This window comes from uncultured Catenibacterium sp., assembly GCF_900540665.1.
Lineage (GTDB): Bacteria > Bacillota_I > Bacilli_A > Erysipelotrichales > Coprobacillaceae > Catenibacterium.
On record NZ_UQGV01000023.1, the window covers coordinates 1 to 24,231 of the forward strand.

Below are 24,231 nucleotides of genomic sequence, written 5' to 3' on the forward strand. Positions count from 1 at the left end.
TACTATTCGATTTTAAAAGAAAAGACTGTTAACATTTAGTTTGTCAACAGTCTGAGAGCCTCTTAAAGAGGCTCAATCTTAGTGTAAGTTCTTAATCAATTCTTCAATACGATTACCATATTCAAGAGATTCATCTACCTTGAAAATAAGTTCAGGGCATTTTCTGATTTTTAATCTTCTTGCAAGTTGTGAACGAATAAAGCCTTTGCATCTATCTAATGCCTGTAAACCTTTACCCTGGTTCTTCATGAATGTCACATAAACCTTAGCCACTGACATATCATTAGAACAGCTTACTGAAGTGACAGTACACATACGTAAAGCTGGATCTTTTACTTCATCACGAAGAATTAATGATAACTCCTTCATGATATAATGATTCATTTTATCAATTTTTAATGAAGCCATAAATCAACCTTCAACTTCCTGCATAACGTATCCTTCGACAATATCGCCTTCTTTGATATCGTTATAGTTTTCAATTGTAAGACCACATTCATAGCCCTGGTTTACTTCCTTCGCATCATCCTTGAAACGCTTTAATGAAGCAAGTTTACCTTCATATACGATGATACCTTCGCGGATCAATCTGATACCGCAATCTCTCTTAATAGAACCATCTGTTACATAACATCCAGCAATATTACCAACCTTAGAAACCTTATAAATATGTCTGATTTCTGCCTGACCAGTAACAACTTCTTCCATTTCAGGAGCAAGCATACCCTTCATGGCTGCTTCAATTTCTTCAACCATCTTATAGATAACCTGATGTAAACGGATTTCTACACCTTCTTCATCTGCTTTACGACGAACATTGGCATCTGGTCTAACATTGAAACCATAAATAATAGCCTTTGATGCACTTGCAAGAAGGATATCTGATTCAGAAATAGCACCTACTGTAGAACGGATAACATTTACTCTAGCACCTTCTACATCAATCTTTTCTAATGAACTCTTAACTGCTTCTGCAGTACCGTTTACGTCAGCCTTAACAATAATATTTAAGTCAACAACTTCTCCAGACTTCATCTGAGAGAATAAGTCATCAAGACTCATAGCTGAAGTAGAATTTCTTTCTTCTTCAATCTTTTTCTGGGCGCGTTCCTCACCAACATGTCTTGCTTCTTTTTCAGTTTCAAATACCATGAACTTGTCTCCTGCTTCAGGCACATCATTTAAACCAGTAATTTCTACTGGAGTAGCAGGACCTGCAGCTTTGATTTCACGTCCGCGATCATCAACTAACTGTCTAACACGACCATAAGTTGCACCAACAACAATTGGGTTACCACTTCTTAAAGTACCATTCTGAATTAATAAAGTAGCAACTGGACCTCTGCCTTTATCTAGACGACCTTCAATTACACTACCATAAGCCATACGTTTTGGATTTGCCTTTAATTCAGCAAGTTCAGCTACAACTGTAACAGTTTCTAATAATTCATCAATACCGATACCCTGCTTAGCTGAAATGTTAACGTAAGGAACATCTCCACCCCATTCTTCAGGCATTAATCCAAGTTCAGAAACTTCAGCCATAATACGCTGAGGATCAGCACCAGGTTTATCAATCTTGTTGACAGCAACAATAATAGGAACACCAGCCGCAAGAGCATGGTCTACTGCTTCTCTAGTCTGAGGCATAACACCATCATCAGCAGCAACAACAATAATAACAATATCAGTAATCATTGCACCACGTGCACGCATAGCAGTAAATGCTTCATGACCTGGAGTGTCAAGGAAAGTAATCTTTTTACCCTTTACTGATACCTGGTAGGCTCCAATATGCTGAGTAATACCACCAAATTCACCTTCAGCAACCCTTGACTTTCTAATATGGTCAAGCAATGTTGTCTTACCATGGTCAACGTGACCCATGATAGTAATAACTGGAGGTCTTGGCTCAAGATCCTTAGGATCATCAACAACTTCTAAATCTTCAAAATTAACTTCACTTACAGGAACAACCTTTTTACATTCAAGACCATATTCCATACAAATAAGTTCAACCTGTTCATCATCTAATGATGAATTGATTGTTACCATTGTACCTAACATGAATAAAACCTTGATAACATTTGCTGGTGTCTGTCCGATTTTCTGAGAAAGTTCATCAACAGTGATGCCTTCTTCATATTCAACTACACCATCAACAATGGCCTTTTCTTCTTTCTTGCTAGGAAAGTTTGAGATCATCTTCTTTTTGTCATTCCCCTTGTTTTTTATGTTTTTCTTCTTTTTTGCCATAAATTACCCTCCTAACTTCGATTTCATACTTTTCGCAAAACCAGCATCAAGAACAGCAATCGCCATTCTATTGATTTTACCAACAGAATTAGATAACTCCTCACTTGTGCCAGCCATATAATAATCTACTTGATAATATGTACACTTATCAATATACTTCTTCTTCGTATTGTCACTTGCATCACTTGCTATAAGTACAAGATGGGCTTTTTGAGACTGGATAGCCTTTAAAGCACTTTCTCCAGTCGCAAGCTTTCTAGCACGCATAGCAAGCCCTAATAAAGAGGCAACCTGCTTATTGAGCATATGTTTTTAGCTCCTCATAAATTTCTTCAGGAACTTCAGCCTCAAGCACTCTATTTAAAATCTTTTTCTTTCTTGCCAATTCAATAGCATCTAAAGAACGCTTCAAATAAGCACCACGGCCATTTTTCTTACCTGTAGGATCTACAGAAACTTCTCCTTCTTTATTTCTAACAATACGAATAAGTTCTTTCTTAGGCAGCTGTTCACCAGTTGCCACACACTTTCTTAAAGGCACTTTCTTCATAAAAGATCACCTCTAGTCTTTATAGTATTCATCATACTGATCATAATCAATATCTTCATCATATTTAGGATCATGATCTGGTTCATCAAAATCATCTTCATCATCGAATGATTCATCATCACCAAAGTCTTCTTCAACCTTATCTTCTACTTCTTCCTCTTCAAGAGTTAAAGTGATAGCTTCCTTTTCTTCTTCAGTTTCATGTTCTTCCATAGATTTTTTCATCTTTTCAAGAAGTTCCATATCTACTTCAGGTGCATCTAAATCAATACCTTCTTCTAATATTTCAGATACTGACTTAATGTCAATCTTCCAGTTTGTTAACTTAACTGCAAGTCTTGCATTCTGACCACGCTTACCAATTGCTAAAGAAAGCTGATCATCAGGTACAACTACTAAAGCGCTGTTCTTAGTGTGATTCAACTTAACTCTTTCAACCTTTGCAGGAGAAAGAGCATGAGAAATAAATGTAATTGGATCTTCAGACCATTCAATAATATCAATCATTTCTCCATTTAATTCTTCAACAACATTTCTAACACGGTTTCCCTTAGGACCAACACATGCACCAATAGGATCAATATCAGGATTTGCTGTATAAACCGCAATCTTAGAACGTTCTCCTGCTTCTCTAGAAACTGATTTGATTTCTACAGTTCCTTCGAAAATTTCAGGTACTTCCATTTCAAATAAACGTTTAACTAATCCTTCATGAGTACGAGATACACTAATATGAGTACCCTTTGTAGTACGTTCTACTTCACTCACATAAACCTTAACATGTTCACCTTCAACTAAAGTTTCACCAGGAATCTGATCTTTAGATGATAGAAGTGCACCTGTCTTACCAATGTTGATAATCGCAAATCTTTCTTCTACACGATCAACAGTACCATTGATGATTTCATCAAGCTTATTGATATATTCGTTGTATAACGCTTCTTTTTCAGCTTCTCTAATTTTCTGTCTTAATAGCTGTTTTGTTTGAATAGCAGCTAGACGACCAAATTCAGAAATATCAGCTTCTTCAACAACTTCATCTCCAACCTGATACTTAGGATCAATTTCCTGTGCTTCTTCAATAGAATATTCATAATCTTCATCATTTACATCATCTACAACATGATGAGTGATAAAAATTCTAATCTGTCCATCACCATCGATTTTACAATCAACGATTGATTCTGTACCACAATAGTTTTTCTTATATGACTTAGCAAGTGCTTCAGTCAATGCTTCAATTACAATAGTGCTATCAAGCCCCTTATCTTCGATAAGATTTTCAAGAGCTGATTTGTAACCTTTTTCCTTTTTCGCCACGTTTTTTACCTCCTAGAACTTTACAGCGAGTCTGATGAATTTAATATCATCATAATTTATAGTCATTTTCTTTCTTACAGCTTTCACCATATACTGGATCAATAATTCTTTGCCATCAATAGAGGCCAATGTTCCTTCTAGAGAATCAATTCCATTCTGTGGATTCTTCAAATCAATGTGAACATATGAACCAACATGAGCTTCAACCTGCTCAAAAGTCTTTAATGGCTTTTCAATTCCTGGAGAAGATACTTCAAGATAATACTCGTCCTTGATTAAATCAAGTTCATCTAACTTTTCACTTACAGCTTCACTGACTGCAACACAAGTATCCATGTCCAGATTTCCATCATTCTTTTCAATGAAAACACGTAAATACCATTCTCCTTTTTCCTTTACATATTCCATTGAATCAAGATGACATTCAAATGAAGCAATAATAGGCAATAAGCCTTCTTTAATTTTCTCTAGCATAGAACCTCCTATTCAATAAATAACGAGAGGGTCTCCCCTCTCGTCTTTTGCTAAATCGAGTATAGCACAGTTAAATGTATAAGTCAAATAATGTTGAAAAACACGTAAAAAAACTATAGATCAAAGATTGTTAGCTGATCACTTTCAGAAAAACCATTTAAGACACCCATCTTCTGTAAAGTCTCAATATGTGTTCCTGAAAGACGTGTTCTCTTTTTAATATCTTCAATAGAAGTGAAAGGTCTCTCCTTTCTTGCTTCTACAACTGAATCTCCTACTGCATCTCCTAGTCCATCAATAGAAGTAAATGGAGGAATAATAGCAGCTGGATCATCAGGATTGCAAATAAACTTTCTTGAATCAGATTGATCAAGAGAAATCTTGCTGAATTTCAATCCTCTTTCAAACATTTCTAATGCAACTTCAAAGACAGTAATCAAGCCTTCTTCTTTGTTAGATGCTTTATGTTCTGCCTTTAATTTCAAACATTCCTGATATTTATCAAAAACAGCTTCTTTTCCTGTAATCAATGTTTCAATATCATAGAAATCACATCGTGTTGTGAAGTATACAGCATAATATTCTCTTGGATAATACAATTTCCACCATGCCACACGTACGGCACTTAATACATAAGCAACAGCATGGGCTTTAGGGAACATGTACTTGATTTTCAAACATGAATCAATGTACCACTGTGGCACATTATGCTTCTTCATTAATTCAACATAACCCTTTTGAGGGAATACTTTTGGAGATTTCCCTTTACGTACGCATTCCATAATATCAAAGGCATCCTTGTTAGGAAGGCCTTTTTCAATTAAGTACACCATGATATCATCACGACATCCAATAACTTCCTGTAATGTACACGTTCCAGACTTAATCAATGTTTCAGCATTACCTAGATAAACATCGGTTCCATGAGATAAGCCTGAAATGATGACAAGTTCATTAAAACAAGTTGGGTGCGTCTGTTCAAGCATCCCACGAACAAACTTCGTACCAAATTCTGGTAATCCTAAAGCACCTGTCTTACAGTTAAGGAATGATAAATCACAGCCTAACGCTTTGGAGCTATTAAATAAGCTCATAACCTTCTGGTCGTTTGTAGGAATAGACTTTGGATCTACACCTGTCATATCCTGAAGCATACGAATAACAGTCGGATCGACATGTCCCAAGATATCAAATTTTAATACGTTATCATGAATCTTATGGAAATCGAAGTGAGTTGTACGCCATTCCGCATTCACATCATCTGCTGGATACTGATAAGGTGTAAAGTCAAATACTTCCATATCATTTGGGATAACGATAATACCACCTGGATGCTGACCAGTTGTACGCTTAACACCTGTACATCCATTAGCTAATCTTTGTAACTCAGCACTACGGATATTATCTTCTAAACCTAAATTTTCCGCATATGCCCTTGCATATCCATAGGCTGTCTTTTCTGCAACAGTAGAGATTGTACCTGCTCTAAAGACATGGTCTTCACCAAAAATTGTCTTTGTATAAGCATGTGCTTTAGGCTGATATTCACCAGAGAAGTTTAAGTCAATATCTGGAACCTTGTCGGCATTGAATCCTAAGAATGTTTCGAATGGAATGTTATGTCCTTCACCCTTCATCTTATGTCCACATACTGGACAGTTCTTATCAGGCAAATCATAACCATCTGAAATAACACCTTCATCTAAGAATTCATTATGTTTACAGTGTGGACAGATATAATGAGGTGCCAATGGATTAACTTCTGAAATACCCGCCATAGTAGCGACGAATGATGAACCTACAGAACCTCGAGACCCTACAAGGTAACCTGCTTCATTAGATACTCTTACGAGTTCTGAAGCGATAAAATAAATAACGGCGAATCCGTGCTTGATGATATTGGACAACTCTTTTTCAAGTCTTGCTGACACAATTTCAGGTAATACTTCACCATAAGTTTCATGTGCATTCTTATTACATAATTCTCTTAACTTCACATCTACATTATCGATAGAAGGAGGATATAATCCTTCTCTAGTGACAATTATATCGTCGCCAATCATATCAGCTACCTTATTAGTATTTGTGACAACATATTCATATGTTTCTTCATCACTTAAATAAGGGAAGCATTCCAGCATTTCATCTGTCGTTCTTAAATAAACATCTGGTGTTAAAGCACGTGGATTATTTCTTACAAGAAGAGGATGGGGCTTACCATTTATCTGAATCTTAGAATTAGTAATGAAGACTTCACGGTAGACCTTGTCTCTCTTATCTAGGAAGTGAACATCACCTGTTGCACAGATAAGTTTCTTTTCTTCCTTCGCAATCTTGATAATACGCTTATATATTCTTTCTATGTCATCAATGGAATCATATTTACCACGATCCACAAGATACATAGCATCTTCTAAAGGCTGTATTTCAATGTAATCATAGAATTTAATTTCTTCTCTTAATTCTTCTTCATCTCTTGTAGAAGCTATTTCAAATACTTTTGAATTAACACATCCACTACCAAAAAGAAGTCCCTCACGATAAAATTCAAGTTCACTTCTTGGAATACGATCACATTGATGGAAATACTTTGTATTCGCAACGGAAACAAGTCTGAACATGTTTTTTAATCCCTCTGGTGTTTTCGCAAGAACACACATATGATAAGGGAAAGCATGTTTATAGCTTTCTTCAATTTCTATATCATTGATTTCATCGATTGTTTTAAATCCTTTTTTAATTAAATCCTGAAGCATAACATTAAAAGAGTGGCTTAATACTTCAGCATCATAGTCCGCACGATGGGCCGCTTCTGTATCATAAGGAATATGATAAAAACGACAGACAGCACCTAATCGATAAGAACGCTGTAATGGAATCAAACGTCTAGAAAGAGGTAATGTATCAATCCAAGGATTACTAATAGGACTTTTTCCCATACGTTCCAAAGCTTTATCAAGCATACCAATATCGAAACGTCCATTATGGGCAATTAATAGATCATCCCCAAAGAATTCCATCAAACGAGGCATGAATTCTTCAATTGTAGGCGCATTTCTAATATCTTCATTAGTAATAGATGTTAGTTCTGTAATCTTCTTAGAAATAGGTTTAGGAGATTTAATAAATGTCTGCAGTCTTCCTACCTCTAAACCATTCTTTATCTTAACAGCACCAATTTCAGTAATATGATCATCAATCTGAGACAAACCAGTTGTTTCTAAATCGAAAGATACATAAGTCAAATCATTAAGCTTTAACCCGTTTGCATTGAATACACAATCAAAATTTGTATCAATCATGTTCATTTCAATGCCATAGATCATCTTTAATTTGTCTCCTGCAGCCGCCTGAGCATCAGGGAATGACTGTACGTTACCATGATCAGTGACAGCAATCGCCTTCATGCCCCATTCAGTGGCTCTTTTTATATAAGAGCCGACACTCGCAATACCATCCATGGTAGACATATTAGAATGACAATGAAGTTCTACACGCTTCTTCTCTGCTTTATCCATGCGTGCTTTAGGAGCTGGAATAATTTCTATCTCATTCGCAATAATAACCTGTTCTCGTGCAAAGCTATCATATTCAAAAGTACCTTTAGCACGAATCCATTTACCACCTTTTTTCAATTGTTGCATTTCTTCTAATGTATTACGATTCTTATTCTCAAATCTCTTAATCATAATGCTATCAGAATAGTCAGTCACAAGAAGTGTCTGGATATGTTTACCGCTTTTCACCTGTGTTGTCTCTTCCTGGAAACAATATCCCTGTACAGTTACTTCACGCATAGTATTATCTAGCTGACTGATCTGAGTCATTACATATTCTTTCTTATAACGTTTATAATTACCTGCTGGCTTGGAATATGAAGGTGCAGGTGCTTCATTCATGGCTTCATTGTATTTTTCTAAAGCACTTGAATCAATATGCACCCCTTTATTTTCTTCCATCTTCGCAAAAGTCTGCTGATAATCGTGGTTATCTTTATCTACCTCAGCTCTTAGATCAATATCAATTCCAAAACCTGATAGTAAAGAACGCATTTCAGGAAGCTGTGTCTTAATTGAATCACATTGAATATGATTAACAGTATGCAAGGTCAAAACATCACCCTTTAAATCTAAATCATCTTTAGTCATACCCTGCATTTCTGGTACATTTCCAAGTAGAGAATGCATTATATACTCACTATATTCAATTACATCTTCCTTTTTAAAATGATTTGATGTTGTTTCAAAAAGAAATTCGCATGGATAAGGAAATAAGTGTTGAGCTTCATCTAAAGCCTTAACATTACCAAGAGGCATTAATTCAGGTGAACTAATATAAAAGGTATAACGGCTATCATTATGGACAACAACTCTTGTAATATCAGCATGAGAAAAAGCCTGATTCATTTCTATATGTAATTGTTGTAATAAAATACTTAATTTGTTCATAAAATCACCTTTAAAAAAGGAACCGAAGTTCCTTTACTGGAATAATCGCAGCAAATCCTGATAAGTTACTGCAATCATGAGACCAAATACAAGTGCAAGACCAAGCACCTGCAATGCATATTTCACTTTCACAGGAACTTCCCTATGAATAATTCCTTCAATAAGTGAAAGAATGGCCTGGTATCCATCCAAGCCTGGAATAGGCAATAAGTTGAAGATACCAATATTCACAGATAACATAGCCACTAGATAAAGAAGTGTCGTAATAGAACCAGATTCTCTCACCTGTGAAGTCACTTTATAAATACCAACTGGTCCAGACATCTGCTTAATAGTAGACGCAAAGTTAACTACAAGCTGTCCAAGCGCATTGAAAATTGCAGTAGACATCTCACATAATTGTTTAGATGTATAGCTTAATGCTTCAGTCACACTCATTGTTCGAGTTACCTGCATGAAGCCAAGTACATAGCGCCCCTGTTCTTCATTATAAGGTGTTACAGTTTTAATAACGATACTATCTTTACCTCGTCTAACAGTAATATCCAATGACGCATTCTTAGATTCTATCTTTAATGCCTTCTTAGTCATATCGTTATGAAGGTCTTCATAACTTGCCACTGCATAAGAAACACCTGTCTGTTTGCATTCAATATTAGTGATGATATCACCTTTTTTAAAGCCATACTTCATTGCAGAACTATTTTCTACAAGTGAACCTACTTCACAGCGATTTACGTTGATCTGTCCGCCTGTAAGATTTGCAGATAACATAATAACAAGTGCAAGCATAAAGTTCATGAAGACACCTGCAAGCATGATAATAATCTTCTGATAAGTCTTCTTGCCCTTTAATGTACGATTTAATGGAACATCCTTAAATTCTTCATTATCTTCCTGATCTGCTTCTCCTGCCATAGAAACAAATCCACCTACTGGCAAAGCACGAATCTGAAATTCTGTTTCTTTTCCTTTTTTACCAAAAATTTTTGGCCCCATTCCAATACTAAATGCTCCACAATAAACCTTAAAGAATTTAGCCGCAATAAAATGCCCTAATTCATGTATTACAATAATTCCTGTAAGAATAAGCAGGAATACTAGTATATTAATTAAAGTCTGCATCTTATAAACCTACTCTCTTCCTTACAAAAGCTCTTGCATCTGCATCTATCTTGATTAATTCATCAAGAGTTGGATTTTCTACAACAGTATGTGCATTCATTGCATCTTCAATCAAATCTACAATTTCTAAGAATTTAATCTTTCCATCACGGAATAACTGATTGGCTTCTTCATTAGCACCATTGAAAACGCAAGGCATACTGCCTCCTTCTCTTCCTGCACGATAGGCAAGAGGCAATGCTTTAAATCTTTCAGTATCAGGTTTATAAAAATGAAGTGTTCCTATATCTGATAAAGAAAGTCTTTTACTATTAATTAAAGGTATTCTATGAGGATATGTCAGTGCATATTGTATAGGTAGACGCATATCTGGTGTACCTAACTGACCAATCACAGCTGTATCTGTACATTCAATCATAGAATGAACCACACTTTCAGGATGAATTAAAACTTCAATATCATCATAATCTACATCAAAAAGCCATTTAGCTTCCATGACTTCTAATCCTTTATTCACTAAAGTCGCACTATCAATGGTAATTTTAGCACCCATACTCCAGTTAGGATGATTTAAAGCCTGTTCAACAGTAGCATCTTTTAGTTCATTTAAAGACTTATCTCTAAAGCTTCCACCACTGCATGTTAAAAGAATTTTAGAAATCTCTCTTGGGTATTCTCCATGCATTGACTGGAAAATAGCACTATGTTCACTATCTACTGGTAATAATTGGATATTATATTCTTTTGCAAGAGGAATAATAATATGACCTGCAACAACTAAAGTTTCTTTGTTAGCAAGTGCTATATCTTTACCTGCCTTAATTGCCTCAATAGTCGGTAATAGTCCAGCAAATCCAACAATCGCATTAAGAACGATTTCAGTTTCTTCTAATGTGCTGATTTGAATTAATCCTTCCTGTCCTAGATAGAAATGACGTTCTGGATATTTTTCAGTTAGATAATCATAATCCGCCTGTTCTAGTACGCAGATATGTGCAACAGGAAGCTGACTCATAATTTCTTCTAATTTCTTGATATTATGACCTGCTGACATGGCCACAATCTCGAATTCATCTGGATGCCCCAATACAACATCTATTGTCTGTGTTCCAATAGAACCAGTGACACCAAGTACTGTAATTTTTTTCATAAACTGCCTCCTAAATTAGAGTAATGTAAGTAAGAATCCTAGAATCATGGAATTAAAGATAATTGAGTCAAAACGATCTAATACACCACCATGACCAGGAAAAATCTGGGAATAGTCTTTTACTTCAAAAGTTCTCTTGATAGAACTGAATGTTAAATCACCAATCTGCCCAGTTGCTGCAAGCACAAAGCTCATTAAAGCAAGATGAGTCAATGGATAAGGAATATGCACAAAATAAGTATAAGCAAGTGCTAATAAGCCCCCACACACAATACCACCAATAGAGCCCTCAATAGTTTTCTTAGGTGAAAGACGTGGATTTAATTTATGTTTACCAATCGCACGACCAACAAAATAAGCAAATGTATCTGCACCAAGAGTGGCAAGTGCTAAGAAGATGACATATCTTAAATCAAGAGCTGTTCTAAAATAATAAACAGCATGAAGACCAAGAGCAACTAAAGTTGCACTTGTAAAATAATAGGAAGTTCTTAAAAAAGGCATACCTGCATCAAAAATTCCACAAGTTAATAGTACAACCATATAGATTACAATAAACATATTAGAAACAAGTAGTCCATTAGAAAAGAATAATGATCCTAAAATATAAGCACCTAATACAATGTATAAATAGAAATGTGGTTTAGGTTCTTTTGTAATAGAAAGTAATTCATAAGTAGCCGTTACTCCGATAAAAGCCATGAGGATTTTAAAAGGTATACCACTTACAATAACGCATGGTAAAAAAAGTGCAACTAATACAATCGCCGTTATGATTCTTTGTTTCATTTTTTTACTCCTCCATAACGACGGTCTCTGTTCTGATACTTCCAGATACATTCATGTAATTTTTCCGCATCAAAATCAGGCCAGTATGCTTCATCAAAAATAAATTCAGCATAACTAAGCTGCCACAATAAGAAGTTAGATAAACGACACTCACCACTTGAACGAATCATGAGATCAACAGATGGTAATTCTTTAGTCATTAGATGTGATTCAAAATAATCTTCTGTAATATTATCTAAGTTCACTTTTCCTTCTTTATATTCTTCACAAATCGCTTTAGTGGCTTCAACAATTTCATCACGACCACCATAGATGAATGCAAAGACAAGTTTTAAACCTGTATTATCTTTAGTCTTTGTGATTGCATCATTAATAATATCCTGAGTTTCCTTTGGAGCTAGTTCCAAATGACCTATTGTCATAATACGGACATTATTATCCATTAATTCCTGAAAATAAAGAGAGAAGAATTCTTTAGGTAACTTAAAGATATAATCCACTTCACTCTGTTCTCTCTTGAAGTTTTCAGTAGAAAAAGCATAAACTGTCATTGCTTTAACACCTAAATTATTCGCTTCTAAAGCAAGATTACGTATTGTTTTAGTTCCTTCATGATGGCCATATGTTCTAGGCATTTTTCTCTTTTTAGCCCATCTTCCATTTCCATCCATAATAAATGCGATATGTGCTGGGATGCGATCCATATCTAATGTATATTTTTCTTTTCTTTTAAAAAGCATTATAATCACCTCATAAACCGTATTATAGCATAGTGAACTGCATTTTCAAACAATCAAAAAAGGAGGACTCAATAATCCTCCTAGAAATGACATTAAACTGTCATTAAATCCTTTTCCTTTTCTTTAGCAATCTGATCGATCTTCTTAACAAATTCATTTGTTAAATCCTGAACATCTTCCTTACCTGCTTTTACTTCATCTTCAGTTTCACCAGTCTTTTCAACATCAGTATTTGCATTTCTTCTGATATTTCTTAAAGCAACCTTAGCTTCTTCAGCAAGTTTATTTACTTGCTTAACCATTTCTCTTCTTCTTTCTTCAGTTAGAGGTGGAATCACGATACGGATTACAGTTCCATCGTTCTGTGGAGTTAAACCTAAATCAGCCTGATAAATACCATGTTCAATATCCTTCATAGAATTCTTATCATAAGGCTTGATAACTAACTGACGACCTTCTACAACTGAGATACCTGCTACCTGATTTAAAGGAGTTGGTGAACCATAATATTCTACCATAACTCTATCAAGCATGCTTGGGTTAGCACGTCCAGTTCTAATATTAACTAATTCATTAGAGAAAGCTTCTATAGATTTCTCCATCTTTTCTTTTGCTTCTTCAAGTACTAATTCTACCATTATTATTCTCCCTTTGAAATAATTGTGCCAGCTACTTCCTGTTTACATGCAAGCGCAATATTTCCTTCTTTCTGCATATTGAATACACTTAAATCAATGTTATTGTCTTTACATAAAGTAATAGCTGTCTGATCCATGATCTTTAAATCTTTATTAAGAACATCTAAATAAGTTAACTTGTCAAACTTAACTGCATTTGGATCTAACTTAGGGTCAGCTGAATAAACACCATCTACACCATTCTTAGCCATTAAGATAACATCTGCATGAATTTCAGCAGCTCTTAATGCAGCAGTAGTATCAGTTGTGAAATATGGGCTACCAGTTCCAGCTGAGAAAATAACAATACGACCTTTTTCAAGATGACGTACAGCTCTTCTTCTGATATATGGTTCAGCAACTTCCTTCATATCAATCGCAGTCATAACACGTGTTTCAAGACCAATTGATTCTAAGGCATTCTGTAATGCAAGACCATTCATAACAGTTGCAAGCATACCCATGTAATCAGCGCTTGCTCTTTCCATACCCATATCGGCACCAGTCTTACCTCTCCAGATATTGCCGCCACCACAAACAATCGCAATTTCAACACCAAGATCTTTTGCATCCTTGATCTGTTCTGCAATGTCTTTAACTACAATAGGATTAATGCCAAAGCCCTGATCACCTGCCAAAGCTTCACCACTTATTTTTAATAATACTCTTTTATAATTCATATGGATCTCCTTCTGTAAAATCTACAAATTAATTATAAATAGAATTAAGTTTATAGTCAACAGTGAACTAATGAGACAAAAAACACTCTTTAATAAAAAAACTCCCTGTTCAAATGTCCAGGAAGTAATTTATATCTATGAATTACTATTCTTTGGTAAGATTAAATTTAATATAATCGCAGTAATAGTTGCAAGTACAACTGGAGATTTACCAAAAATAGTTGTAACCCAAGATGGGAATGTAGCAAGTGCTGCGTTCGCTTGAGTAACACCCATACCTAAAGCAACAGCTAAACCAACAACTGTTGTGTTTCTGAAATCCATAGGATGAGATGCAATGAGTTTAATACCTGTCATTGCGATAGAAGCGAATACAGATACAGTCGCACCACCAAGTACACAATAAGGAATTGTAGTTAGAAGTGATGAGAACTTAGGAATAAGACCAGCAACTAAAATAATACCTGCAGCTAGTCCAAACACCTTCTTAGAAACAACTTTTGTAGAACCAACGATACCAACATTCTGACTATAAGTAGCAGTTGGTAACCCACCAAATAAAGCACAGAAAATATTAGTTAAACCATAAGCAACAATACCACCATTTAATTCTTCATCTGTAGGCATACGATCCATGCCGCCTGTAGTAGTAGCAGAAAAATCACCAATAGCCTGAATAGAGTTAATAGCGAATAATACTCCTATAGCAACACAGGCTGCTGGATTAAATTTAACACCAAAATGCATAAATTGTGGCAAAGCAAACCAAGATGCATTTGCAACAGCTGAGAAATCCACCATATTAAAGCATAAAGCAATAATATAGCCAACAATAATACCAATTAAGATAGATGCAAGTTTGAAAATTCCCTTACCATAATGGTTCAAGAAAGTAACAACGGCTAATGTTATAAACGCAATAAGCCAGTTCTGCCAAGAACCATAAGATTTAGAAGCTGCACCACCGGCCATATAGTTAATAGCTGTAGGATACAATGATAAGCCGATTGAGAATACAACTGTACCAGTAATAAGTGGTGGGAAGAATTTTCTAATCTTTTTAACAAATATACCTACAATAACTGCAACAATACCACCAGCAATCTGCGCACCTAAGATAGTGCCAATATCAAATTCACCAGCGATAGCCTGCATAGTAGGCAAATAAGCAAAACTGATTCCCATGATAACAGGTAAACCTGAGCCAATAGAAAACTTCTTTCCTCTTAATAGTGGAAAAACCTGAAATAATGTAGAGATAGCAGACATTGTTAATGCAGCCTGAATCAGAATAACTGAATCACTTGCTGACAGTCCAGCAACTCCCGAAATAATAATAGCAGGTGCAACACATCCGACAACCATTGCCACAACGTGCTGAAGTGCTAAAGGTAAAGCTTGTGATGTAGAAGGCTTTCCATCAATTTTGAAAAGTTCTTCAGACATACTAGTTTGATCTTTACTCATATTTCCTCCTCGTATGTATACAAAAAATACAATTCAGATAATAACACGTAAATCTTTAATATGCAATGGATTTATCACTATAATAAAACAGTAAAAAAAAGAAAGTACATATTGTACTTCCTTTAAGAATCATAATTATTTATTAGCAGCAGCCATCTGAGCAGCTACTTCAGCAGCGAAGTCTTCTTCTTTATGTTCCATACCTTCACCAACCATGAATCTAGCCATTTCAACAACTTTGCCGTTTCCTAAGAACTGAGCAACTGTTAAATCAGGGTTCTTAACGAATTCCTGATCAACTAAGCAGATAGCCTTTAATTCTTTATTTAAACGTCCAGCAATCATCTTTTCTACGATGTTTTCTGGTTTTGGTTTAGCTGACTTAGCATTTTCTTCTAAAGCCTGTTTCTTTAATACTTCAGTTTCCTTAGCAATATGTTCTGCTGGGATAGCTGATCTATCAATGAACTGAGGAGCACTAGCAGCTACGTGCATAGCAACATCTCTAGCCTTTTCTTCATCGCTATCAGCAATCTTAACTAAAGCAGTAATCTTACCACCCATATGAGAGTAAGCGCCGAATACTTCGTTATCAGCCTTAGTCATAACAACAAATCTTCTTAAAGATAATTTTTCACCAATCTTACCTGATTTTTCAGCGATTGCTGTAGCAAGATCTTTACCATCTAATTCAATCTTTAAAGCTGCATCTAAATCAGCTGGTTCATTTGTAACGATAGTCTTTGCAACATTGTTTACTAATTCCTGGAATTCAGCATTCTTAGCTACGAAGTCAGTTTCTGAGTTAACTTCTACTAAAGCTGCCTTATTACCATCGATTACAAATGCAGATAAACCTTCAGCTGCAATTCTATCAGCCTTCTTAGCTGCCTTTGCGATACCTTTTTCTCTTAACCAGTCAAAAGCTTCTTCGATGTTACCGTTAGTAGCATCTAAAGCCTTTTTACAGTCCATCATACCTGCACCAGTTTTTTCACGTAATTCTTTTACTAATTTTGCACTAATTGCCATTTGTTTTTCCTCCGTAATTTTATTAAAAAGGAGAAAGCATAATGCTTTCTCCTTTTGATTATGCTTCAGTCTTATCAGTTCTTGGAGCTTTATTTCTTCTAGGACCGTTCTTATATCTTGGTCCTCTGTTGTTTTTATTTTCTTCAACGCTTGCAACAGCATCGTTCATTGTAACTTCTTTTTCTTCTTCGTCTTTAACGAATGCTACAGTAGTAGGTTCACCCTTAGCTTCGCAGATAGCGTCAGCCATAGCAGCAACGATTAACTTAACAGCTCTGATTGCATCATCGTTTGCAGGGATAACATGATCTACTTCATCAGGATCACAGTTAGTATCAACGATACCGAATACTGGGATACCTAAAATCTTAGCTTCAGCAACAGCATTGTGTTCAACCTTTGGATCAACAACGAATAAAGCGTTTGGTAACTTCTTCATTTCTTTGATACCGCCAAGGTTTCTTTCTAACTTAGCCTTTTCTTTCATAAGAAGAACTGCTTCTTTCTTAGTATACTGTTCTAAGCTTCCGTCTTCTTCCATCTTTTCAAGTTCGATAAGTCTCTTAATTCTCTTCTGGATAGTCTTAAAGTTTGTTAGAGTTCCACCTAACCATCTAGAATTTACGAAATAAGAACCTGATCTTTCAGCTTCAGTCTGAACAGCTTCCTGAGCCTGCTTTTTAGTACCAACAAATAAAACCTTACCGCCCTTTTCAGCGATTTCTTTCATTGCCTGATAAGCTTCATCTAATTTGTCTGAAGACTTCTTTAAGTCAATGATATAGATTCCATTTCTTGATGTGAAGATGTATGGAGCCATTTTTGGGTTCCATCTCTTTGTCTGATGTCCGAAATGAACACCAACTTCTAATAATTTTTTCATTGAAATTACTGGCATGTGTAATTTCCTCCTTTTTGTTTTTTCCTCCACTATTTCTAACATAGCTCACCTATTAGGCACTCGAACTATGAATCCATAGTGTGTGTATTTCAAACACCATGCCATATTATCATAAAATTTAATGAAATACAATAAAAAAAGAGAAGAAATTGAATTCTTCCCTTAAATATCTTTCAAATCAAAATCATTTGGTTCAATATGTATATCAAATTGTCTATACACAAGATATACTTTTAGTAACAAAAGAACTTTAAAATAAAAGCGGAAAATGTTATAATTTTCCGCAAATATAAATAAATATCTTATTGTTTCTGTTTATTAAAAAAATGGCACGAAAGGTATACTTTTCGTGCCATAGTAGTGCTTTTTAATCAATAAATGAATCACTGTTGCAAAATATAAAAATTAAAATATCGTTTAAAGACAACATAAGGCTATTGGAAATAATTTAGTTACACGTATTATTGCAGAATTAGGTTAATATGACAAGATTCAAAAAGAAGAATGAACTCGTGGCGTTTGTCTGACTAAATCCACCAAATTATAATATTATAAAATGTCATCATGAGAAATTACACTCAATTTAGTTCCATTCTAAAACAAAAAAATACCAGAATTAATATCCGATATTCTTATGGAAATATTATTCTGAACGAGTAAATACCACATTATTTTTATTTCTTTTTAAAATGTAATCTCACTTTTTATTTTAGCCAAAAAATAAAAAGTGTAGCCTCTAACTTCTTAAAAATAATTAGTTTAGATTATTAAGGGTATTCAAAAATTTAATTGCTTTTGGTAGAATGTATTAAAGCAGTGTGAAGGAGAAAATCATTTTGACAACAATCAAAATAGATAGGCTAAAACTTATAACAGATAAAGGTCAAAAAAAGAAAGTTTTGAGACCAATATGTAATCGTTATTTGGCCAAAAGTCATATTGTAAAATGTAGAGCAAATAATGTAGAATTTGTTTATGCAAATTTCCGTGGCTCAATTTTTAACAAAGTAAAATTTGAAAATTGTAAAATCAGGGAATGTGATTTTTGGGGGACTACTTTCAATAACTGTGATTTTAGTAGAACTGAAATTTCAAATTGCATATTTATGGCTTGTAAATTTACAAATTGCAATTTTTCAAACGCAAATATAAGTAATTGTGTTATAGTCAATACATCTTTAGCGACATGTCATAATATGGATTCTTTAGATAAAATTACCCAAGTGTATAATACCTATCCAAAGGCCATAATGACAGAAGAACTCAAATCTGTTCTGAATCAGTTGAATGATAAGAATAGTTATTTACGTAGATATAAATTACTACACATCTCTGATAAGAAATATAACGAATTAAATCTATTCCTACTTCAGCAACATTTTTCAGTTCAAGATTTAGTGATACTTTTGACAGAATTGCAAAAACATCCAACAAAAAGAATTACGACATATAAAAAACTAGAAATTCAATTGAAAAAAATAAAAAAAGATATTACAATATAAGTGCTCCGCCCCACACAATCGAAAGGTTGTGTTGCTAATAGTACTTTTTGTAAAGTGAATGGGAGCTGTAATATGATAGCTAATATTCAAGGAGGTGTTGCTATGATATCAGATTTAATTACAATTATAAGTTTTATCTTATTAATAATTACAAATATTATAGACCCTCTTGATTGTTTGGGGTATTAGAAAAATAATATTGGGGACAGTAACCGATTGGTTTCTGTCCCCTTTTTTCATCTAAAATTATTATTAAATGAGATAAGTTTATTCTTTAGATTGTCTATTACTAAAACTTGATAAGCTATAATCTTCCACTACCAAATTTGGACACCACGCAATCATAAATATATTATAATCAACAAATAACCATAAATGTTCACTAATACCATAACAAATGAAAGATAGTATAATAATACATAACATAATGTTTTGTGTTTTAAAATATTTATTAAAAGCTCTAATAGTTAACCATAGTAGTATTAATGAAATTAGTATTCCTAAATCATACCAGGCAAATCCATACGCATTATCCATGGAAAGCGCCACTGTTTCTCCAATCGATTGACCCAGTATTTTTGGCTTTAAATGCGTTACAAATGTTACAACCGCACTCAATCTCGAAGATAATAACTTATCTAGTTCTAGTGCCATAGAATTATGATGAATTAATCCTTGAACACTAATATATGTAATAAAAGATAAAATAAATGGTGTAATCATAAAAATGTATTTCATTATTTTTGTTTTATATATTCGAGGAAATAATTTATATAAAATAGCCAAAAATAACAATAATAAAATAGCATATACAGATGTTCTACAACGTGCAACTGAATACAGCCATCCCGCAATTAATGTTATAATTAATAAGTGTTTAATATTAATCTCATTTCCAGCTAAAAAAACAATATCACAGACCAAAATATAAACAGCTACTCCCAATGCATTAGGATTAGTAAATCCTAAACTATGTCGTGCAACACCATTGTAATAAAAGACATTATCAGTAGCCAGACCAACCAAACTCATCAAATAGAGTAATACTATAAGCACTGTACGTAATTTCAAGTCAAATTTAGCAATACTTTTCATCTCTACACATCTTATAGACCCTGCAAAGAGTACTAGTTTGATAAATGCATAATTACTGTTATACACTGAAGTAATTAAAGCCAATGCTAAAAATAAACAATAACATATAAAATCTTGTCTTTTACAAATTCGATATTGAAATAAAAATCCAAATATTAATAATATAATTCCGATCATTGAAACTAATTGTAATGGTTTATGCAGCATAGGAATATATCCAAGTGTAGAATATATTAAGAATGTCCCATATGCAAAGTTAAATAATTTAGACCATTTTGAATTTTCTCTTATATCCATGCTGATTAACCTCCCTTAAATAAAACATTTTATTTTTTTGATAAGAATACATTAAATAAATATCTTCTATCTAAGAGTATAAATAACAACATTGCGATAAAAAGACACGAAATAATACGTATATATATAGGTCTAACAAAATACACAATACAACTAATAATGATTCCCATTAGCAAAGATTTAGCTAAGTTTAATAAAAAGTCTTTGATATAATAGTCTCTAATTCTTTATAAACTGCAACAGTCTGGAAAATTGCAATTGAAAATTCTGCTAGTATTGTACCTATACAGGCTCCGATAGACCCGTATAGTCTAATAAATATCATATTAAATATGAAATTAACAACTGCCCCAATAACAGTTGATATAACATATGTTCTGTCCTTAGAATTTGGGATTAAATATTGAGTTCTTATTACATTTGCCCATGCAGATGCAATTATAGTTATAGATAGTATTTTCATTAATAACCCGGATTTCAAAAAAGAATTTCCATACAATAGTATGGAAATATCATTTCCTAATACAACTATTCCTATTACTGAAAATGTTGCAATGATAGTGGCAAGATGCATAGATTCCTTTATTGTTTGTTTGTATTCTTCACCATTGTTATGGATTGAATGTGCCATATAAGGTAACATTACTGTTCCAAGTGCATTAATCACCATTAATGGTATATTAATTACTCTTTCCGCATTATCATAAAATGCAAGTTCTGTTTTTGTTGAAAATGTACCAATCATTGTCTTATCCATTACTCTATATATACTGAATGCAATAACTGGTATAAAAAGAACTAAACAAGGTTTTAAATGTTTAATTAAAGCTGCGTTAAACACAAATCTAAAGTGAACTAAGTTTCTAGATATTACTAATAAAAATAATTGGCTAAATAACGCTGATAAACACATAATAACGGTGTATATTGGTAAATCTTTACTCGAACGAACAAATATAACTATGAAAATCATAGATACGCACTTAACAAGAAAATTTCTGGTTAAAGTTATTTTAAAATGCTCCATTCCAAAGAATAGCCAAGAAATATCGAAGGAAATAGCTAATAAATTTAGTATTTCTATAATAAAAAGTGATTTATATTCTATATTTAATGCAAAAATAATTACACAATAAACTAATATTACTGTTACTGACAATACTAACTGTAATGAAAATATCTCTGAAAAAGTTTTGCAGCGAAGATCATAATCATCTCTAATTTTCGCAATTTCTCTATTACCATAATTTGATATTCCTAGTAAGCAAAACATCCCGCATATTGTAACTATAGAAGAAACGTACGAATATGTTCCTAAATTTTCTGCACCTAATACTCTAGAAATATATGCTGCAGTAACCAATGGGAACAAATACATTACAAGCTGATATCCAACATTAAAAATAAAATTTTTACTTTGTTCTTTCATCACAATTCTCCAGTGCTAATTTCAAATATGTTTGAGATTTATTTTTTAGTTTTTCCAATCTTTTTTCATATTCAGAATAATCTACTGATTTCATATAATTAAATTCTTCATCAAATGGTAACTCAATTAATCGATCAGTAATAGCTAAATCAGATAATAATGTCATAACTCTATCGTCATTGCCATACATCCCACCATTTTTTATTACCCAGAATTTCTTTCTGTAAATTGTTGAGAACACAGTACCATGGAAAGATGTTGTAATTACCATTTCAGCATTTTTCATTAATTGTAAATAAGCTTTTGGATCTTCAAAATCTGGAAGCTTAAAACCATCAAAATTCATACCTCTCAAGTAATAAGGTTTTGAATTAAAAGCAATAACTGGTAAATTATATTTTTTTGATATTTTTTTCACCATTTTATTAATAGAAATTGAGTATGAAGGACAATAAAAGAAAATATATTTTTCTGGTAAAGATAATTCGTCACTTACTATTGACTCATAATCTTCCTTTTCTATCAATAATGTGGGATCAAGTACAACTGGAATATCTCTTCCAGTTAATTCTTTAATCCATTTCTGCCCATTTTTTTCTCTCACTGATAAGTAATCAAATTGATTCATCAAATCAATATATTTTTCGATACAATCAGAGTACTCTGCAGGATTTTTAGCACCAAACGATGGAGCATAAGCAATTTTTTTTATTTCATCCCAAGGAAGAAAATATACGTCATCAAAGTCATCTATAGTAATATTCCAAATTTGATCAGAACCAGCAATTATACAATTATATTCATCAATACAGATATCTTCCTTTTTTTCAGCAGACGTTTTTGATAGATGAAATACATCAGTTTTAAATAACTCATATTTTTTAAAATTGTTTTCAATTCTCTTGTGATGGCAATAAAAAATAAAATCACGAATCAAGTATTTTAAAGTTCTTTTCTTTGTATATAAACTATATAATTTTTTCTGTTCTTTAGTTGAAAAATCAATTATTTCACAATTATATCCGATTTTATCTAAATATGTTTGCATCGCATATGTTTGAAGCATTGAGCCACAATTATAAGATGCATGGAATGTTAATACACCAACTTTTCTATTTCTACCCATTTATTTAACCTACCTTTTAATTATATTTCGAAGATTTCTTATAATTTGTATTATTGTTGCACTTAAATCATAGTGTTTACCTTTAAGTAAAATAAAATTCATATTTTGCATAATACCAAAATTCCAATTCAATTTATATTTAGCAAAAAAATCATCAAAAACCTTTAGATAATGATAATAAGTACATCTAATATCTCTTTCTCTAATCAAAGATAACTTACTCATCACTAAGTATATACTCTGTAAAGTGATATAGTTAATAATTTCAGTCACCTCATTGCTCTTATATAAATCCATACTATTTAATTCCGATTCTAATTGGGAAATATATTGAGAATTGGAAGGTATGAATTTTTCATTAAAAGTATGTGTTGCAGAGCTAATATTGTCTGTTCTATAAAAATAAAATTCATCTGAATTTAAAATAGTATATGAATTAGTTTTTGCAACAGATTGTAAGCAAAAGAATCCATCTTCACCATTAATCAATTTACAATCAAAATAAATTTTATTTTCCTTAATAAAAGTTAGTTTAAATATTTTTCCCCAACATGCACTAGCATTGATGTTCAATACTTTTCTCTTTGGTAAACATCATATATCATTTACAATTTCTTTGACAGTCGTTCTATTTACCGGTTTCTTAGAAAAATATACAATATCTTTTCCTGTATTAATTCCCTTTTCTATAGTATTTCTCCATCCCGACAATAGATAATCATCAGAATCAACAAACATAATGTATTCATTCTGAGCAAGATCTATACCCATGTTTCTGGAAAAAGACACACCATGATTATCATTAGTAATTAAAGAAACATTATCACAAATATATTTTTTACATATACTTGCAGATGAGTCCGTAGATCCATCATCAATTATTATTAATTGATCTGCATTCTTCATTTCGTTCACTATGGAATGTATACATTTTTCGACATACTTTTCAGTATTATAAACTGGGATAATAATTGAAATTCCTTTCATACTCAAACTCTCCTATGCATAACTATCAAAAAGAAAAAATATTTACATATAAATAGTCTAATTTTCTTATTTAATGGAATAACGTTAGATTCTTTTTCGATAACCTTTATTTCTTTATATAAATTTGGTCTTATATCAATAACATTTAAGTGATATTTTTAATATTGTATTTCGCCTCATATAAAA

At 33.0% G+C, this 24,231-nt stretch carries 22 protein-coding genes; 1 reads left to right on the forward strand and 21 read right to left on the reverse strand.

Translation table 11 applies throughout. The features are described 5' to 3' along the window. Nucleotides 1-78 precede the first annotated feature (78 nt). The 16 genes from rbfA to rpsB form a co-directional block, all read right to left on the reverse strand. Nucleotides 79-408: a 30S ribosome-binding factor RbfA gene (rbfA, locus tag QZQ55_RS04545; RefSeq protein WP_006506690.1), complete on the reverse strand. Its 330-nt coding sequence runs from the start codon at nt 406-408 to the stop codon at nt 79-81. A 3-nt stretch (nt 409-411) separates the two neighbouring features. Continuing rightward, a complete protein-coding gene (gene infB / locus QZQ55_RS04550) occupies nt 412-2,256 on the reverse strand; it encodes a translation initiation factor IF-2 (RefSeq protein ID WP_295090430.1) in 1,845 nt (614 codons plus the stop codon). 3 nt (nt 2,257-2,259) lie between these two features. Next, on the reverse strand, nt 2,260-2,562 hold the full coding sequence (locus QZQ55_RS04555) for a ribosomal L7Ae/L30e/S12e/Gadd45 family protein (protein ID WP_295090432.1): 303 nt from the start codon (nt 2,560-2,562) through the stop codon (nt 2,260-2,262). After that, a complete protein-coding gene (locus QZQ55_RS04560; RefSeq protein ID WP_295090434.1) occupies nt 2,552-2,806 on the reverse strand; it encodes an RNase P modulator RnpM in 255 nt (84 codons plus the stop codon). Before QZQ55_RS04560 ends, QZQ55_RS04555 begins: the two co-directional genes overlap by 11 nt. Nucleotides 2,807-2,818: 12 nt before the next feature. Continuing rightward, complete coding sequence (gene nusA, locus QZQ55_RS04565) at nt 2,819-4,126, reverse strand: transcription termination factor NusA (RefSeq protein ID WP_295090436.1); 1,308 nt, start codon at nt 4,124-4,126, stop codon at nt 2,819-2,821. A 12-nt stretch (nt 4,127-4,138) separates the two neighbouring features. Further along, nucleotides 4,139-4,600, reverse strand: coding sequence for a ribosome maturation factor RimP (gene rimP / locus QZQ55_RS04570; RefSeq protein WP_006506695.1), 462 nt, complete (start codon nt 4,598-4,600; stop codon nt 4,139-4,141). A 113-nt stretch (nt 4,601-4,713) separates the two neighbouring features. Next, the gene (locus tag QZQ55_RS04575) at nt 4,714-9,048 is read right to left on the reverse strand and encodes a PolC-type DNA polymerase III (RefSeq protein WP_295090438.1); all 4,335 of its coding nucleotides are present in this window, start codon (nt 9,046-9,048) and stop codon (nt 4,714-4,716) included. A gap of 33 nt (nt 9,049-9,081) precedes the next feature. Continuing rightward, on the reverse strand, nt 9,082-10,173 hold the full coding sequence (locus QZQ55_RS04580; RefSeq protein WP_295090441.1) for an RIP metalloprotease: 1,092 nt from the start codon (nt 10,171-10,173) through the stop codon (nt 9,082-9,084). Between the two features lies 1 nt (nt 10,174). Continuing rightward, a complete protein-coding gene (locus QZQ55_RS04585; protein ID WP_295090444.1) occupies nt 10,175-11,323 on the reverse strand; it encodes a 1-deoxy-D-xylulose-5-phosphate reductoisomerase in 1,149 nt (382 codons plus the stop codon). 15 nt (nt 11,324-11,338) lie between these two features. After that, the gene (locus QZQ55_RS04590) at nt 11,339-12,112 is read right to left on the reverse strand and encodes a phosphatidate cytidylyltransferase (RefSeq protein ID WP_295090447.1); all 774 of its coding nucleotides are present in this window, start codon (nt 12,110-12,112) and stop codon (nt 11,339-11,341) included. Further along, complete coding sequence (locus QZQ55_RS04595) at nt 12,109-12,852, reverse strand: isoprenyl transferase (RefSeq protein ID WP_295090449.1); 744 nt, start codon at nt 12,850-12,852, stop codon at nt 12,109-12,111. The genes QZQ55_RS04590 and QZQ55_RS04595 overlap by 4 nt, the downstream gene beginning before the upstream one ends. Before the next feature lie 92 nt (nt 12,853-12,944). Then, entirely contained in the window at nt 12,945-13,490 is a 546-nt protein-coding gene (gene frr, locus QZQ55_RS04600; protein WP_295090452.1) for a ribosome recycling factor, read from the reverse strand. A 2-nt stretch (nt 13,491-13,492) separates the two neighbouring features. Next, entirely contained in the window at nt 13,493-14,209 is a 717-nt protein-coding gene (gene pyrH / locus QZQ55_RS04605) for a UMP kinase (protein ID WP_006504335.1), read from the reverse strand. Nucleotides 14,210-14,344: 135 nt separating this feature from the next. Next, the gene (locus QZQ55_RS04610; protein WP_295090455.1) at nt 14,345-15,676 is read right to left on the reverse strand and encodes a uracil-xanthine permease family protein; all 1,332 of its coding nucleotides are present in this window, start codon (nt 15,674-15,676) and stop codon (nt 14,345-14,347) included. Nucleotides 15,677-15,811: 135 nt separating this feature from the next. After that, the gene (gene tsf / locus QZQ55_RS04615; RefSeq protein ID WP_295090458.1) at nt 15,812-16,708 is read right to left on the reverse strand and encodes a translation elongation factor Ts; all 897 of its coding nucleotides are present in this window, start codon (nt 16,706-16,708) and stop codon (nt 15,812-15,814) included. A gap of 58 nt (nt 16,709-16,766) precedes the next feature. Next, nucleotides 16,767-17,606 carry a 30S ribosomal protein S2 gene (gene rpsB, locus QZQ55_RS04620; protein ID WP_006504338.1) on the reverse strand — a complete coding sequence of 280 codons (840 nt, stop codon included), beginning with the start codon at nt 17,604-17,606 and terminating at the stop codon, nt 16,767-16,769. Nucleotides 17,607-18,445: 839 nt separating this feature from the next. Between rpsB and QZQ55_RS04625 the strand changes: the two genes are divergently transcribed. After that, a complete protein-coding gene (locus tag QZQ55_RS04625) occupies nt 18,446-19,111 on the forward strand; it encodes a pentapeptide repeat-containing protein (RefSeq protein WP_295090461.1) in 666 nt (221 codons plus the stop codon). A 267-nt stretch (nt 19,112-19,378) separates the two neighbouring features. Here the strand turns inward: QZQ55_RS04625 and QZQ55_RS04630 are convergent, their stop codons facing one another. The 5 genes from QZQ55_RS04630 to QZQ55_RS04650 form a co-directional block, all read right to left on the reverse strand. Then, nucleotides 19,379-20,503, reverse strand: a complete 1,125-nt coding sequence (locus QZQ55_RS04630) for a hypothetical protein (protein ID WP_295090463.1) — start codon at nt 20,501-20,503, stop codon at nt 19,379-19,381. Nucleotides 20,504-20,693: 190 nt separating this feature from the next. Beyond that, complete coding sequence (locus QZQ55_RS04635) at nt 20,694-21,932, reverse strand: flippase (RefSeq protein WP_295090466.1); 1,239 nt, start codon at nt 21,930-21,932, stop codon at nt 20,694-20,696. Next, the gene (locus tag QZQ55_RS04640; RefSeq protein WP_295090469.1) at nt 21,916-23,058 is read right to left on the reverse strand and encodes a polysaccharide pyruvyl transferase family protein; all 1,143 of its coding nucleotides are present in this window, start codon (nt 23,056-23,058) and stop codon (nt 21,916-21,918) included. The genes QZQ55_RS04635 and QZQ55_RS04640 overlap by 17 nt, the downstream gene beginning before the upstream one ends. Nucleotides 23,059-23,067: 9 nt before the next feature. After that, on the reverse strand, nt 23,068-23,631 hold the full coding sequence (locus QZQ55_RS04645) for a hypothetical protein (RefSeq protein ID WP_295090472.1): 564 nt from the start codon (nt 23,629-23,631) through the stop codon (nt 23,068-23,070). A 21-nt stretch (nt 23,632-23,652) separates the two neighbouring features. Then, complete coding sequence (locus tag QZQ55_RS04650) at nt 23,653-24,045, reverse strand: glycosyltransferase family A protein (protein WP_295090474.1); 393 nt, start codon at nt 24,043-24,045, stop codon at nt 23,653-23,655. Between the last annotated feature and the right edge of the window lie 186 nt (nt 24,046-24,231).